Raw genomic sequence first — 13,677 nt, 5'->3', positions numbered from 1 at the left:
GATCGGCCGGTTCGGGTCCTGCAACCCGGCGCGGGCACGCCGCACCGCCTTGGACACCGCCTCCAGCGCCTCCTCCTGGCCGACGACCCGCTTGCGCAGCTCGTCCTCCATACGGAGAAGCTTGGCCCGCTCGCCCTCCAGCATCCGGTCCACCGGGATGCCGGTCCAGCGGCTCACCACCTGGGCGATGCTTTCCTCGGTCACGGCTTCGTTCACCAACTGGCCGCCATCGCCCGCCTGAGCGATCTGCGCCTCCAGCTTGGGGATCACGCCGTACATCAGCTCGCCGGCCCGGGCATAATCGCCCTTGCGCTGCGCCAGTTCCACCTCGGTCCGGGCGCGGTCCAGTTCCTCCTTGGCCTTCTGGGCGCTGTTGAGCTTGTCCTTCTCCTCCTGCCAGCGCTGGGTCAGGGTGTTGGAGCGCTCCTCCAGATCGGCGATCTCGCGCTCCAGCTTCTCCAGCCGGTCGCGGGAGGCCGTGTCTGTCTCGCGCTTCAGCGCCTCGCGCTCGATGCGCAACTGCATCAGGCGGCGGTCGAGCTCATCCAGTTCCTCCGGCTTGCTGTCCACCTGCATCCGCAGGCGGGAGGCCGCCTCGTCCACCAGGTCGATCGCCTTGTCCGGCAGGAATCGGTCGGTGATGTAGCGGTTCGAGAGCGTCGCCGCCGCCACCAGGGCCGAGTCCGCGATACGGACGCCATGGTGCAGCTCGTACTTCTCCCGGATGCCGCGCAGGATGGAGATGGTGTCCTCCACGCTCGGCTCGCCCACGAAGACCGGCTGGAAGCGACGGGCCAGGGCCGCGTCCTTCTCCACATACTTCCGGTACTCATCCAGGGTGGTCGCGCCGATGCAGTGCAACTCGCCGCGCGCCAGGGCAGGCTTCAGCAGGTTGGCCGCGTCCATCGCGCCATCCGCCTTGCCCGCGCCCATCAGGGTGTGCATCTCATCGATGAAGAGGATGACCTCGCCCGCCGCGGCCTCGATCTCCGAGAGCACGGCCTTCAGCCGCTCCTCGAACTCGCCACGGTACTTGGCACCGGCCACCAGCGCGCCGAGGTCGAGCGCCAGAACCTGCTTGTTCTTCAGCGCCTCCGGCACGTCGCCATTGACGATGCGCAGTGCCAGCCCCTCGACGATCGCCGTCTTGCCGACGCCGGGCTCGCCGATCAGCACCGGATTGTTCTTGGTGCGCCGGGCAAGCACCTGGATCGAGCGGCGGATCTCCTCGTCGCGCCCGATCACCGGGTCGAGCTTGCCTTCCCGCGCCGCGGCGGTCAGGTCGCGGGCATATTTCTTCAGCGCGTCGAAATTCTGCTCGGCGCTCGGGCTGTCCACGGTGCGGCCCTTGCGGAGTTGCGTCACCGCGGCCTCCAGCGCCTTGGTGGTCACGCCGGCCTGCTTCAGCGCCCGCCCGGCAGCGGTGTCGCTGCCGGCCAGGGCGACCAGCAGCCGGTCCTGCGCCACATAGGCATCACCCGCCTTGGTCGCCTGCTGCTGCGCGGTGTCGAGCACCCGCACCAGTTCCGGCGTCACCTGCGGCTGCCCGGCGCCACTGCCCTTCACCACGGGCAGGCGCGCCACCTCGGCATCCACCTCCCGCTTGGCGGCGACGGGATCGGCGCCGGCGGCCCGGATCAGCCCGGCAGCCGCGCCCTCCTCGTCGTCCAGCAGGGCCTTGAGCAGGTGCTGCGGGGTGATCTGCTGGTGGAATTCGCGGATCGCGATGGTCTGCGCGGCCTGGAGGAATCCACGCGCGCGTTCGGTAAGCTTCTCGATATCCATCTGTTATGGCCCCTCCTTTGAGGCGACCGGCACCTCTCACCCCTGATCAGGCAATGGGGGCGCCGTTGATGCCTCCGATGTGGTAACGCTCGAAGAGGGAGTTCAAGAGGTTAGCCGTCATGCGCATCGAACATCTCTATCGCTACCCGGTCAAAGGGCTAAGTGCCGAGAGCCTGGAGGAAGTGACGCTGGCGGAAGGCGAGGTCATCCCGCATGATCGCCGCTTCGCCCTGGCGCAGGGCGATGCGCCCTTCGACGAGGCCGCGCCGCGCTTCCTGCCCAAGCAGAACTTCGCCTGCCTGATGGCGAATGCCCGGGTGGCCCTGCTGCACAGCGCCTTCGATTCCCGCTCCGGTATCCTGGTGATCCGGGGCCCCGGCGAGGACCGGGTCGCGGCATCCACCCGCACCGCCGAGGGCCGCGCCACGCTCTCCGACTTCGTGACCCGCTTCCTGGGCGCGGAGGCGCGTGGCCAGCTCCGATTCGTCGAGGCACCGGGCCACGCCTTCACCGACCAGAAGCGCAAGGGCGTCTCCCTGCTCAACCTGGCCAGCCTGCGGGCGCTGGAGGACGCCATCGGCCGCCGACTCGATCCGCTCCGCTTCCGCGCCAACATCTATTTCTCCGGCCTGCCCGCCTGGGCCGAGTTCGCCTGGCTGGGGCAGGAAGTCCTGCTCGGCGGCGCTCGGCTGGAGGTCTTCAAGCGCACGGTCCGCTGCCCGGCGACCCAGGTGGATCTGGAGACCGGCGAGCGGGACTGCGACGTGCCGCGCCTGCTCCGGGAGCATTTCGGCCATGCGGATCTGGGCGTGCATGCCGCCGTGCTGGAAGGCGGCCGTGTGGCGGTGGGCGATTCCCTGGAGCCGGTCTGACTTCCTCCTCCCTTGCCGGATGCCGCAACGCGAACCCATATGGATCAAGGGGATGGGCTGCGGTGCCGGTTCCGGCCGGCAAGTCCTGCCCCGGTCCATGGCCTCTCCTGACGGGATCGCCGGCTTCGACTGACGCTTCACGGATAGGCCCCGGGACCGATCCGTTCCCGGGCCGCCACGAAAACGCCGCAATGCGGCCCTGATGGCGTCCAGAGACGAGGCGCAACTGTGTCCTGTTGCACGGCACCATCGTGCGGGACGAAACCCGGCGGGCGGTTCTTCGCTTATGCGAAATGACCGCCCGGAGTCTGAGGCCACCCGGCCCGGGGCGGCTTCCGAGCCTCGCCAGCGGACCTGTCCTGCATCGGACCGTATCGAGGAGAGACTTCGAGAATGCGAATCGCCCAGGTGGCCCCGCTCGCTGAGGCCGTGCCCCCCAAGCTGTACGGGGGAACCGAGCGTATCGTCTCCTACCTGACGGAAGAACTGGTCGCGATGGGGCATGACGTGACCCTCTTCGCCTCCGGCGACAGCATCACCAGCGCCAACCTGGAAGCCGTTGTGCCCATGGCGCTGCGGCTGGACCCGGAATCGCGTGACCCCGTCTCGCCGCATGTGCTCGCGGTGACGCGTGTAGTGGACATGCTCGACCAGTTCGACATCGTGCATTTCCACATCGACCACTTCCAGCTCCCCGTGATGCGGGAGCGGGACACGCCCTATGTCACCACCTTCCACGGCCGCCTCGACCTCAAGGAACTGCAGCCGCTGGTGGATGCCTATCCCCGGGCGCCCTTCATCTCGATCTCCGACTCGCAGCGCCGTCCGCTGAAGAATGTGAACTGGGCGGGCACCATCCTGCACGGCCTGCCCAGGGACCTGCTACCCTATGGCGAGGGCGAGGGCGGCTACCTCGCCTTCCTCGGCCGCATCTCGCCGGAGAAGGGCCCGGACGCGGCGATCCGCATCGCCCGCGCGGCCGGCATCCCGCTGAAGATCGCCGCCAAGGTAGACCGCGCCGACAGGGATTATTTCGACGAGGTCATCAAGCCGATGCTGGATGGCCCCGGGGTGGAGTTCATCGGCGAGATCAACGAGCAGGAGAAGGCTGCCTTCCTGGGCAAGGCCCGCGCCCTGCTGATGCCGATCTGCTGGCCCGAGCCTTTCGGCCTGGTGATGATCGAGGCGATGTCCTGCGGCACGCCGGTCATCGCCTTCAGCCACGGTTCCGTGCCGGAGGTGATCGATCCCGGCCGTTCCGGCTTCATCGTCCATGACGAGGTGAACGCCGTGGCCGCCGTGAAGCGCCTGGGGGAACTGGACCGCCGCAAGGTGCGCGCCTGCTTCGAGGAACGCTTCACCGCCCGCCGCATGGCCGAGGACCATCTCGCCCTTTATCACGGCATGATCGCGCAGCAGCGCCCGGCGGTCCTCCGGGCCGTCTGAGCAGCGCTTCTGAAACGGAATGTGGCGCGGCGCACGTCCCCCTGGACAGGCGCCGGCTGCTTCCGGGAAACTGTACCCTGCAAGTGGAAGTTGAGGCAGTCCGGGTGGGGCCGGGCTGCCTTTTCCCGTTCCTTTCCGGTCCCTCCCCCGGCTCCTGGCCGGGGGAAGCCTACGGTCCATCCCATCGGGCATGATCCAGGAATGGCGCTTCCGCAGAATGCAACAGGGGCAGAGACAGCATGAACGACTCGCCGGCGCCATCCGTCGTCAACACGGAAGGGGAATGGGCGATCGCCGCCACCGCCGCCACGGCCCTGAGCCTCTACCGGCCCCGGACGCTGAAATGCGGCGATACCTTCCTGGTCCTGGACCATTACGGCGATGCCCAGGCGATCGGGAACACGGCGGAGGGCCTGTTCCACGACGATGCCCGCCACCTGTCGCGCATGTCGCTGCGGCTGTGCGGCATCCGGCCGCTGCTGCTTTCCTCGGCGGTCAGCCAGGACAACGCGCTGCTGTCCATCAACATGACCAACCCCGACCTGCACCTGACCGACGGGACGGTGCTGAAGCGGGACACTCTGCACCTGCAGCGGAAGATGGTGCTGGGCTCAGGGGTGGTGCAGGAGCAGCTGGAGATCGAGAATTTCGGTGACAAGCCGCTGCGCTTCGAGATCTCGCTCACGCATTCCGCGGATTTCGCCGACATCTTCGAGGTGCGAGGCATGAAGCGCGCCCGGCGCGGCGAAAGGCATCCCGTGGCCGAGACCGAGGCCGGGATCCGCCTCGGCTATACTGGCCTGGACGGCGTCACCCGCAACACCGACCTGATCTTCGAGCCCCGGCCGACCCACAACCAGGGCCGCGAGAGCATCTGGCAGCTGGCGCTGGAGCCCGGTGAATCCTGGCATCTCGGCGTGACCATCCGCTGCCTCCGCGACGACCGCGTGCCGGAGCCGGTACCGGATTTCGAGACGCTGCTGGACAGTCTGCGGCGCTGGACCATGCGCCGGGTGGAGGAACGGGCCATGGTCCACACTTCCAATGCCGCCTTCAACGACTGGGTTCACCGCTCCCAGGCCGACCTGGCCATGCTCACCACCAGCATGCCCCAGGGCCCCTTCCCCTATGCCGGCATCCCCTGGTTCTCCTGCCCCTTCGGGCGGGACAGCCTGATCTCGGCGCTGCAATGCCTCTGGGCGGACCCTTTCCTGGCCCGCGGGACGCTGCGCTTCCTGGCCGCGCATCAGGCGGAAACGCTGGACCCGAAGCGGGATGCGGAGCCGGGCAAGATCCTGCACGAGATGCGGCGTGGCGAGATGGCGGCACTGGGGGAAGTCCCCTTCGGCCAGTATTACGGCTCGGTCGATTCGACGCCGCTCTTCGTGGTGCTCGCCACCGCCTATGCGGAGCGCACCGGCGACCTCGCGACGATCCGCGAGATCTGGCCAGCCATCGTCAAGGCGCTGGGCTGGATGGCGGCTCATGGCGGGGCGGGCGATGACGGGCTGCTGCGCTATGACCGCCGTTCGGTGAACGGGCTGGTCAACCAGGGCTGGAAGGACAGTTTCGACAGCGTCTTCCACGCGGATGGCCGCCTCGCCGACGCGCCGATCGCGCTGATCGAGGTGCAGGCCTATGCCGAGGCCGCGTGGCGGGGGCGGCCAGCCTGGCTGGCCTGCTGGGCGTGGAGCAGGATGCCGCGCGGGGCTGGCTGGCGCGGGCGGATGCGCTGCGGGACACGGTGGACCGTCTCTTCTGGTGCGAGGATCTCGGCACCTATGCCCTGGCACTGGATGGGGAGAACCGCCCCTGCCGCGTCCGCAACAGCAATGCGGGCCATGCCCTGCTGACCGGCCTCGCCCTGCCCGAACGGGCGGCGCAACTCGCCGAGACCCTGCTGGATCCGAAATCCTTCTGCGGCTGGGGCATCCGGACCATCGCGGAAGGCGAGGCCCGCTATAACCCGATGTCCTACCACAACGGCAGCGTCTGGCCGCACGACAACGCGCTGATCGCCATGGGGCTGAAGCGCTATGGCATGAACGAGGCCCTGGAACGGCTTGCCAGCGGCCTCTTCGACACGGCGCTTGCCGTGGACATGAAGCGCCTGCCGGAACTCTTCTGTGGCTTCCCGCGCATCGATGCCGAGGGGCCGACCGCCTACCCGGTCGCTTGCCTGCCGCAGGCCTGGGCCGCCGCCAGCGCTTTCGCGGTGATCGGCGCCATGCTGGGGATCTCCTTCCGGCCGGAGCTGCGGGTGATCCGCTTCCTGCATCCGGTCCTGCCGCCCTGGCTGGAGGAGCTGCGCATCGACAACCTGACGCTGAACGATGCCAGCGTCGATGTCCGGCTGCGTCGCCACGGCACCGATGGCAGCGTGTCGCTGAACGTGCTGGGCCGGCGCGGCCATGTCGAGGTGGCTGTCATCACCTGACCGTCATGCCCCTCGGGAGCCCTGCCCGGCGGAACGGGCGAGCCAGGGAAAGGCGGAAGGGATCAGGAAGCGGGGTCAGCCGCCCCGCGTCGCCGGGCCTCCCATCGGATGGCCCGGCCTAGCGTCACTGGATGGGATGGCGCGGCTCATCCGAGGCGTCGTCGCTGTCGGAATGGCCGTTGAGGCCCTGTTCGGCGCCCTCGCCCGGCTCACCACCCTGGTCGTCGGCACCGGCATTGTTCTGCCAGCGGCGCCGGTCGCCATTGCGGTCGCCATTCTGACGGTCACCATTCTGGCGATCGCCGCCCTGCCGGTCGCCCGGCTGGTTCTGCTGCTGCGCCTGGGTCATGGCGTTCAGGATGCGGAAGTAATGCTCGGCGTGCTGGAAATAGCTTTCCGCCATCACGCGGTCGCCGGAGCCGGTCGCGTCGCGGCCGAGCTGGAGATACTTCTCGAAAAGCTGCTGGGCGGTGCCCCGCATCCGCATATCCGGTCCGGAAGAGTCGAACACATGGTTCCGGTTCATCGGCTGCTGGCCGCTGTGGCGGAAATTGCCGCCGCCCCCGCCTCCGCCCTGGCCGCCGCCGCTGTGACGGTGGCCGCCACGGCCGCGCATGCGCTTCATATTCATGGGTGTCGTGTTCGCACTCTCATGCTGCAGCCGGCCGGGGGCATCTGCGTGCTCCGCCGGCTGGACTAGCGATGGTGGTTCTCTTCCCACGCGGCACGCCGGCTGGTGGATTTGCCACCTGGAGCACCGAACGTGACAACCTGCTTACGCCTCTTGAGGTCCGCAGGGTCCGCCAGGGCAACCTAACGGCGGCGCCCGGTCCCGCCAACCCTTTTTTCGGGGCCATGACGGGCAACCGGCAGCTGCCATGGCAAGGGTGCCATGCGCCGCGCGGGAAACGATGCCGGTTGGTGCGCAGGTGGGAGGCCGCGCCCCGCTTTTCCAGGGGTGAGATCAGGGGGCCACCACCAGGGCGCGGGCGATGCCGCCCAGATCCTGCTTCGCCCCCGGCACCCGCAGCCCCGCATCGCGCATCAGCGCGGCGACCGCCGGCTCCTGCCCCTGGCCGAGTTCGAGCACAGCCCGGCCCTCCGGCGCCAGGAGGCGTGGCAGGCAGGTGGCCAGGGCACGATAGGCCACCAGCCCGTCGGGACCGCCATCCAGGGCCGAGAGCGGTTCGTGCCGCGCCACCTCGGGCATCAGCCCGGCGATGGCCGCGCTTTCGATATAGGGCGGGTTGGACAGGATCAGGTCGAAGCGCCCCGACAGCGCCTCCGCCCAGGACCCGGCCAGGAAGGCGCAGCGCTCCCCGAGCGCGTTGCGATGGGCATTCCGCGCGGCCAGCGACGCGGCCCCGGGCACGAGATCGACCCCCACCCCGAAAGCGTCCGGAAACTCCGCCAGCGCCGCCAGCAGGATCGCCCCGGTGCCGGTGCCGAGATCAAGGACCCGCCGCACCGCCCCGCGCTGCGGGAACAGCTCCAGCGCCGCCTCGATCAGCGTTTCCGTATCGGCGCGGGGGATGAGCGTGTCCGGGGAGGTCGCGAGGTCCAGCGTCCAGAAACCCTGGTGGCCGGTGAGGTAGGCCATCGGCGCCCCGTCCAGGCGGCGCCGCAGCATCTCCGCGAACCGCAGGGCGGCCTCCTCCGGCACGGGCGCGCGGGGATCGCGCAGCAGGGCATCCTGCGTCGCCCCCATGGCATGGGCCAGCAGCATCCGGGCCTCCATCCGCGGCTGGGGGATGGCGGCGGCGCGCAGATGCTGCCCCGCCCGGCACAGGAAGGCACCGACCGAGCCTTCCGGATCGGCGCAGGAAGCGCTCATGCCCCGGCCACTCGCCACCTATTCCCCTTGGGCCGCCAGGCGGGCCGCCTGGTCCTCGGCGATCAGGGCATCGATGATCTCGTCGAACTCGCCCAGCATCACCCGGTCGATCTTGTGCAGGGTCAGGCCGATCCGGTGGTCCGTCACCCGCCCCTGGGGGAAGTTGTAGGTGCGGATGCGCTCGCTGCGGTCGCCGGTGCCGACCTGGGCCCGGCGCGCATCGGTGCGGGTGGCGTCGAGGCTGGTGCGCTGCGCGTCATAGAGCCGGGCGCGCAGCACCTTCATCGCCTTGGCGCGGTTCTTGTGCTGCGAGCGCTCCTCCTGCATCGCCACCACGACGCCCGTGGGCAGGTGGGTGATGCGGACGGCGCTGTCCGTCTTGTTCACATGCTGCCCGCCGGCGCCCGAGGCGCGGTAGGTGTCGATCCGCAGGTCCTTCTCGTCGATCTGCACATCCACCTCCTCCGCTTCCGGCAGCACGGCCACCGTGACGGTCGAGGTATGGATGCGGCCCTGGGTTTCGGTGGCCGGCACGCGCTGGACGCGGTGGACACCGGATTCGAACTTCAGCCGGGCGAAGACCCCCTGCCCCGCGATCTCGGCGCTGGCGCCCTTCACCCCGCCGAGTTCGTTTTCGTCATAGTCCAGCACCTCGAAGCGCCAGCGGCGCGACTCGGCATAGCGCTGATAGGCGCGGAACAGCTCGGCGGCGAAGAGACCGGCCTCGTCCCCTCCCGCGGCGGGGCGGATCTCCAGGATGGCGGAACGCTCGTCGGCCGCATCCTTCGGCAGCAGCATGAGGCGGATCTCATGCTCCAGCACGGGCACCGCCTCCCGCTGTGCCTGGTACTCCGCCTCGGCCAGCTCGCGCATCTCCGGATCGGCCAGCAGCGCCTCGGCCTCATCCCGCGCGCGCTCGGCGCTCCGCAGGGCGGTCACCTTCTCCACCAGCGGGTCGAGCTCCGACAATTCCCGGGTCAGGGCGCCGATCTGCCCGCCATCCGCCGTGTTCAGCGCGTGGCGGATCTCCTCGGCACGGAGCAGGAGGCGGTCCAGCTTCTCCGGCAGCGCCACGGTCAGCCCTCGCCCATCTCCAGCAGGGCGGCGGCCAGCGCGTCCAGCGGCACCTCCCGCTGCGTGCCGGCATCGAGGTCCTTCACCTGCGCCACGCCGCGCGCCAGCTCCTCCTCGCCGATCAGCACGGCGGCGCGGGCCTTCAGCTTGTTGGCCCGTTCCATGCGGCGCTTGGTGTTGCCCTTGTAGGCGATCTCGGCCACCAGCCCGGCCCGGCGCAGCGCCTGGATCGCGGCGATCGCCGCCGCCTCGGCCGCCTCGCCCACGGGGATCACGGCCACCGGGCGCGGTGCCTCGGGGGTGCCTTCCATCAGCATGGACAGCCGCTCGATCCCCGCCGCCCAGCCGACCGAGGGGGTGTGCGGCCCACCCATTTCCTCGACCAGCCCGTCATAGCGGCCGCCGGCCATCACCGTGCCCTGGGCACCCAGCCGCTCGGTCACGAACTCGAAGGCGGTGTGGCTGTAGTAGTCCAGGCCCCGCACGATGTTGGGGTTGACCCGGTAGGGCACGCCGAACCCGTCCAGATAGCGCCGCACCGCGTCGTAATGCGTCCGCGCCGCCTCGGTCAGGTGGTCGTGGATCGAAGGGGCATCACCCACCAGCGCCTTGTCGCCCGGGTCCTTGCTGTCGAGGATGCGGAGCGGGTTCTTCTCCAGCCGCACCAGGCTGTCGGCGGAGAGCCTGTCCTTGTGCCCGGTGAAATAGGCCACCAGCGCCGCCCGGTGCGCCTCGCGCGACGGCGTGTCGCCCAGCGTATTGATCTCCAGCACCGTGCCCTCGGCGATGCCCAGTTCCTGCTGGATGTGCCAGCCGCAGGCGATGGCCTCGGCATCCGAGAGCGGCTCGGCCGCGCCCAGGATCTCGATGCCGATCTGGTGGAACTGCCGGTAGCGGCCCTTCTGCGGCCGCTCGTAGCGGAACATCGGCCCGGCATAGAAGACCTTGCGCGGCAGGTTGCCCTGCGTCAGCCCGTTGGAGACCAGGGCGCGGCAGACGCCCGCCGTGCCCTCGGGCCGCAGCGTCAGGCTTTCCCCGCCCCGGTCGGGGAAGGTGTACATCTCCTTGGAGACGACATCCGAGGTCTCGCCCAGCGAGCGCGAGAAGACCCGCGTGTCCTCGAAGACGGGCGTCGCCCATTCCTCGAAGCCGTAGAGCGACGCGACGCGGCGCGCCGTGGCGATGACATGGTGGTGCCGGGCGAAATCCTCGCCGATGAGGTCGCGCGTGCCGCGGGCGGGCTGAAGCTGGGAGGCCATGATCCGGCGCAGTTACCACCGCTCGCGGCAGAGGGCGAGAGATGGTGCGCGGGACGCTTCCCGCCCCGCCCGCGCGGCCCCTGGCCTGCCGGCCCGGAAGGGGGATTCCGCGGTGACGGACACCCTCTGCGAGTGGGGCATGAACGGGCTGCGCGCCGGGCCTCCTCCCCGCCAGGACGCGGTGATCGCGCACCGGAGGCGGGAGAGGCCGGTTTTTATCGCTTTAAGGATTTTACGGTTTTACCGCTTTAAGGCCATCGGTGGGGGCAGGCGCGCGGCGATCCCCCCGATGCGCGGAAGTTATCCGATACGCGGTTGAGAATCCAGCATAAATTGGCGCCTGGGCTTTTCCCGCGGACCGCGAGGGCGGCCTATTCCGCCGCCTGGGGCGCTTCGTGGCCGCGTTCGTTCCCTTGGGCGTTCTCCTGCCCGTTTCGCTCGGCCTCGGCCTTCTTCTCGGCCAGGAGCTGTGCGGCCTTGGCCTCCACCAGCCCGACGATGTGCTCGATCATGTCGCCATTCTCGACCGTGTGGTCGGTCTTGCCGGCGGCATAGACCATGTGGCGGCCATTGCCGCCGCCGGTGACGCCCAGGTCGGTCATCAGCGCCTCGCCCGGCCCGTTCACCACGCAGCCGATGATCGAGAGGCTCATCGGCACCTCGATATGGGCGAGGCGTTCCTCCAGCGTGGCCACGGTCTGGATCACGTTGAAGCCCTGGCGGGCGCAGGAGGGGCAGGAGATGATCTTCACGCCACGGTGCCGCAGGCCCAGGGTCTTCAGCATCTCCCAGCCGACATGCACCTCCTCCTCCGGCTCGGCGGAGAGGGAGACGCGGATCGTGTCGCCGATCCCCGCCCAGAGCAGGTTGCCGATGCCGATCGAGGACTTCACGGTGCCGGCGCGCTTGCCGCCCGCCTCGGTGATGCCGACATGCAGCGGGTGGTCGCAGGCCTCCGCCAGGGCGGTATAGGCCGCCACCGCCAGGAAGACGTCGGACGCCTTCACGCTGATCTTGAACTCGTCGAAGCCGTTCTGCAGCAGGTGGTCGGCGTGCCACAGGGCGCTTTCCACCAGCGCCTCCGGGTTCGGCTCGCCATACTTCTCCAGCAGGTGCTTCTCCAGGCTGCCCGCATTCACGCCGATGCGGATGGAGCAGCCATGGTCGCGGGCGGCCTTGATGACCTCCTTCACCCGCTCCGGCGAACCGATATTGCCCGGGTTGATGCGCAGGCAGGCAGCGCCGTTCTGCGCCGCCTCGATGGCGCGCTTGTAGTGGAAGTGGATGTCCGCCACGACCGGCACGTTCACCTCGCGGGTGATCTCGCGCAGCGCCGCCGTGGCTTCCGGCGTCGGGCAGGAGACGCGGACGATGTCCACCCCCGCGACCTCCGCCCGGCGGATCTGGGCGATGGTCGCCTCGGCATCCTCGGTGGGGGTGTTGGTCATGGTCTGGACGGAGATCGGCGCATCCCCGCCCACCAGCACGTTGCCCACGCGGATCTGGCGGGACTTGCGACGCAGGATCTGCTGGTAGGGACGGTAGGACATGGAAATTCCTGTGCGGCCGGCAGGGAATAGTCGGTTCAGACTGTTCGGACGGCCAAGATATGGCAGGAGCCAGGGCGGGGGCCAAGCCTTGGCGGGGCGCGCGGGGGCCGGGGCGGCCATGACCGGCGGGGGAGGCGCGCGACTTTCACCGGAATGTCACGCCCCTCTCCGGCCCCCGGGGAGGCCGGGCGGCGGGTCAGCCGCCCGCCGGGGCGGGATTGCGGAGCCGGTCGGGGTCCAGCGGGATATCCCGCACCACATTGGTCCGGCCCGCCAGGAAGGGGCTCGGCTGTCCGTCCACGATGATCTCCAGCGCGTCGGCCTTGCCGGTGGTCAGGGTCATCCCCTCGCCCGCCGGCACGGTATAGGTCTCGCCCGGCCGGAGCAGGCGGCTGAGCAGCGGGCGGCTGGCCCCCTTCGCCCGGATCTGAACCCAGGAGCCCTCTCCTGGTCCAGGCGCGGCGCGCAGCACGATGCGGCCCTGGCCATCGGCCTGGTTGGGTGTGGTGGGGGTGACCGGCGCGGCCAGCGGAGGCGGAGCCGGGGCGGCGGGCGCCTCGGCGGTCGCGGGCTGGGAAGGCTGCGGGGCCGGAGGCACGCCCGGACGGGGCGCGGAGGCCGGGGCCTGCTGCGCCAGCGTGCCGGGCGCGGTTCCGGGGACCGTTCCCGGCTGGGCGGCCATGGGCGCCTGGGCCGGGATCGGGGTGCCCGTCCGGGCGGGGGGCGTGGCCGTGGAGGCGGCCGGCCCCGGGACCGGGGCCGGCGCTGCCGCCGGGGCAGGCTGTCCGGTCGCGGGATTCGGGGTCTGGCCCGGATTATGCCCGCCGGCGGGAGGCGTGGCCGGCACCACCTGCCCCAGGGTCGGCGGCAGCACGGGCGCGGCGGGGTGGGGCGCCGTCCCGGCGGCTTCCTCCAACTGGCGCGGCGGTGGCTGGACCTGATCCACGCTCCGGTCGCCGGAGCCGCTCCACTGCCACCACGCCACGTAGCTGCCGATCGCCAGCACGGCGCCGATCAGGATCACCGCGCCGGCGGGCACGCCGCGCTTGGGCACGGGTTCCGGGAAGACGAGGTCGGTGCGCTGCTTCGCCGCCGCCCCGGCCCCGTCGCGGAAGCGCCGGGTCAGCTCCTCCGCGTCCAGGCCCAGGGACTGGGCATAGGACCGCACGAAGCCGAGCGCGTAGGTCGGCCCCGGAAGATCCCGCGTCCGTCCCTCCTCCAGCGCCGACAGATAGCGGCGGCTGATGCGGAGATGCTCGGACATGTCCTCGATCGTCGCGCCGATCGCCAGGCGGGCGTCGCGAAGCTCTGCTCCCACCCCGGAGGTGTCGAGGGCGGTCGGTTCCACTGTTCTGGCCATAGGCGTCATGTCATCGGGCAAGAAACGACCCTATCCCGCAGCTTGCGGCGGAGCAAACCC

General features: G+C 70.1%; 10 protein-coding genes and 1 pseudogene (1 of these 11 only partly in view). 4 read left to right on the top strand and 7 right to left on the bottom strand.

All coding sequences use genetic code 11. The features are described from left to right. Window positions 1–1,785, bottom strand: the 5' portion of a protein-coding gene (clpB, locus tag MVG78_RS12190; protein WP_247551829.1) for an ATP-dependent chaperone ClpB. Its footprint begins 813 nt before the window's first position; only the first 1,785 of its 2,598 coding nucleotides appear in the window; it begins with the start codon at window positions 1,783–1,785; the stop codon falls past the left edge of the window. 119 nt (window positions 1,786–1,904) lie between these two features. On the opposite strand from clpB, the gene MVG78_RS12185 reads away from it, so the two are divergent. From MVG78_RS12185 to MVG78_RS12170, 4 genes and pseudogenes are all read left to right on the top strand, one after another. Then, the gene (locus MVG78_RS12185; RefSeq protein WP_247551827.1) at window positions 1,905–2,657 is read left to right on the top strand and encodes an MOSC domain-containing protein; all 753 of its coding nucleotides are present in this window, start codon (window positions 1,905–1,907) and stop codon (window positions 2,655–2,657) included. Window positions 2,658–3,050: 393 nt separating this feature from the next. After that, window positions 3,051–4,103, top strand: a complete 1,053-nt coding sequence (locus MVG78_RS12180; protein ID WP_247551825.1) for a glycosyltransferase family 4 protein — start codon at window positions 3,051–3,053, stop codon at window positions 4,101–4,103. A 239-nt stretch (window positions 4,104–4,342) separates the two neighbouring features. Continuing rightward, window positions 4,343–4,963, top strand: a pseudogene (locus MVG78_RS22070) (glycogen debranching N-terminal domain-containing protein); the annotation flags it as partial. A gap of 791 nt (window positions 4,964–5,754) precedes the next feature. After that, window positions 5,755–6,540: an amylo-alpha-1,6-glucosidase gene (locus MVG78_RS12170; protein ID WP_428480648.1), complete on the top strand. Its 786-nt coding sequence runs from the start codon at window positions 5,755–5,757 to the stop codon at window positions 6,538–6,540. Between the two features lie 124 nt (window positions 6,541–6,664). On the opposite strand, the gene MVG78_RS12165 is transcribed toward MVG78_RS12170, so the two are convergent. The 6 genes from MVG78_RS12165 to MVG78_RS12140 all read right to left on the bottom strand — a co-directional run bounded on the left by MVG78_RS12165 (window position 6,665) and on the right by MVG78_RS12140 (window position 13,617). Further along, entirely contained in the window at window positions 6,665–7,171 is a 507-nt protein-coding gene (locus MVG78_RS12165; protein WP_247551819.1) for a DUF4167 domain-containing protein, read from the bottom strand. 333 nt (window positions 7,172–7,504) lie between these two features. Next, window positions 7,505–8,374, bottom strand: coding sequence for a peptide chain release factor N(5)-glutamine methyltransferase (gene prmC, locus MVG78_RS12160; RefSeq protein ID WP_247551817.1), 870 nt, complete (start codon window positions 8,372–8,374; stop codon window positions 7,505–7,507). Between the two features lie 18 nt (window positions 8,375–8,392). Next, a complete protein-coding gene (prfA, locus tag MVG78_RS12155) occupies window positions 8,393–9,448 on the bottom strand; it encodes a peptide chain release factor 1 (protein ID WP_247551815.1) in 1,056 nt (351 codons plus the stop codon). A gap of 2 nt (window positions 9,449–9,450) precedes the next feature. Then, window positions 9,451–10,707, bottom strand: a complete 1,257-nt coding sequence (hisS, locus tag MVG78_RS12150) for a histidine--tRNA ligase (protein WP_247551813.1) — start codon at window positions 10,705–10,707, stop codon at window positions 9,451–9,453. A gap of 371 nt (window positions 10,708–11,078) precedes the next feature. Beyond that, on the bottom strand, window positions 11,079–12,257 hold the full coding sequence (gene ispG / locus MVG78_RS12145; protein WP_247551811.1) for a flavodoxin-dependent (E)-4-hydroxy-3-methylbut-2-enyl-diphosphate synthase: 1,179 nt from the start codon (window positions 12,255–12,257) through the stop codon (window positions 11,079–11,081). Between the two features lie 196 nt (window positions 12,258–12,453). After that, entirely contained in the window at window positions 12,454–13,617 is a 1,164-nt protein-coding gene (locus MVG78_RS12140) for a helix-turn-helix domain-containing protein (protein ID WP_247551809.1), read from the bottom strand. Window positions 13,618–13,677: the final 60 nt, after the last annotated feature.

This window comes from Roseomonas gilardii subsp. gilardii (assembly GCF_023078375.1).
GTDB classification, from domain to species: Bacteria; Pseudomonadota; Alphaproteobacteria; order Acetobacterales; family Acetobacteraceae; genus Roseomonas; species Roseomonas gilardii.
Note: the sequence above shows the minus strand (reverse complement) of the source record. Positions and strands in the feature narration are given on the sequence as shown.

Bases quoted from the DNA above. Each gene is read 5' to 3' on its own strand.
- MVG78_RS12185 (WP_247551827.1), top strand. From the start codon at position 1,905: ATGCGCATCGAACATCTCTATCGCTACCCGGTCAAAGGGCTAAGTGCC.
- MVG78_RS12180 (WP_247551825.1), top strand. From the start codon at position 3,051: ATGCGAATCGCCCAGGTGGCCCCGCTCGCTGAGGCCGTGCCCCCCAAG.
- MVG78_RS12165 (WP_247551819.1), bottom strand. From the start codon at position 7,171: ATGAATATGAAGCGCATGCGCGGCCGTGGCGGCCACCGTCACAGCGGC.
- prmC (WP_247551817.1), bottom strand. From the start codon at position 8,374: ATGAGCGCTTCCTGCGCCGATCCGGAAGGCTCGGTCGGTGCCTTCCTG.
- hisS (WP_247551813.1), bottom strand. From the start codon at position 10,707: ATGGCCTCCCAGCTTCAGCCCGCCCGCGGCACGCGCGACCTCATCGGC.
- ispG (WP_247551811.1), bottom strand. From the start codon at position 12,257: ATGTCCTACCGTCCCTACCAGCAGATCCTGCGTCGCAAGTCCCGCCAG.
- MVG78_RS12140 (WP_247551809.1), bottom strand. From the start codon at position 13,617: ATGGCCAGAACAGTGGAACCGACCGCCCTCGACACCTCCGGGGTGGGA.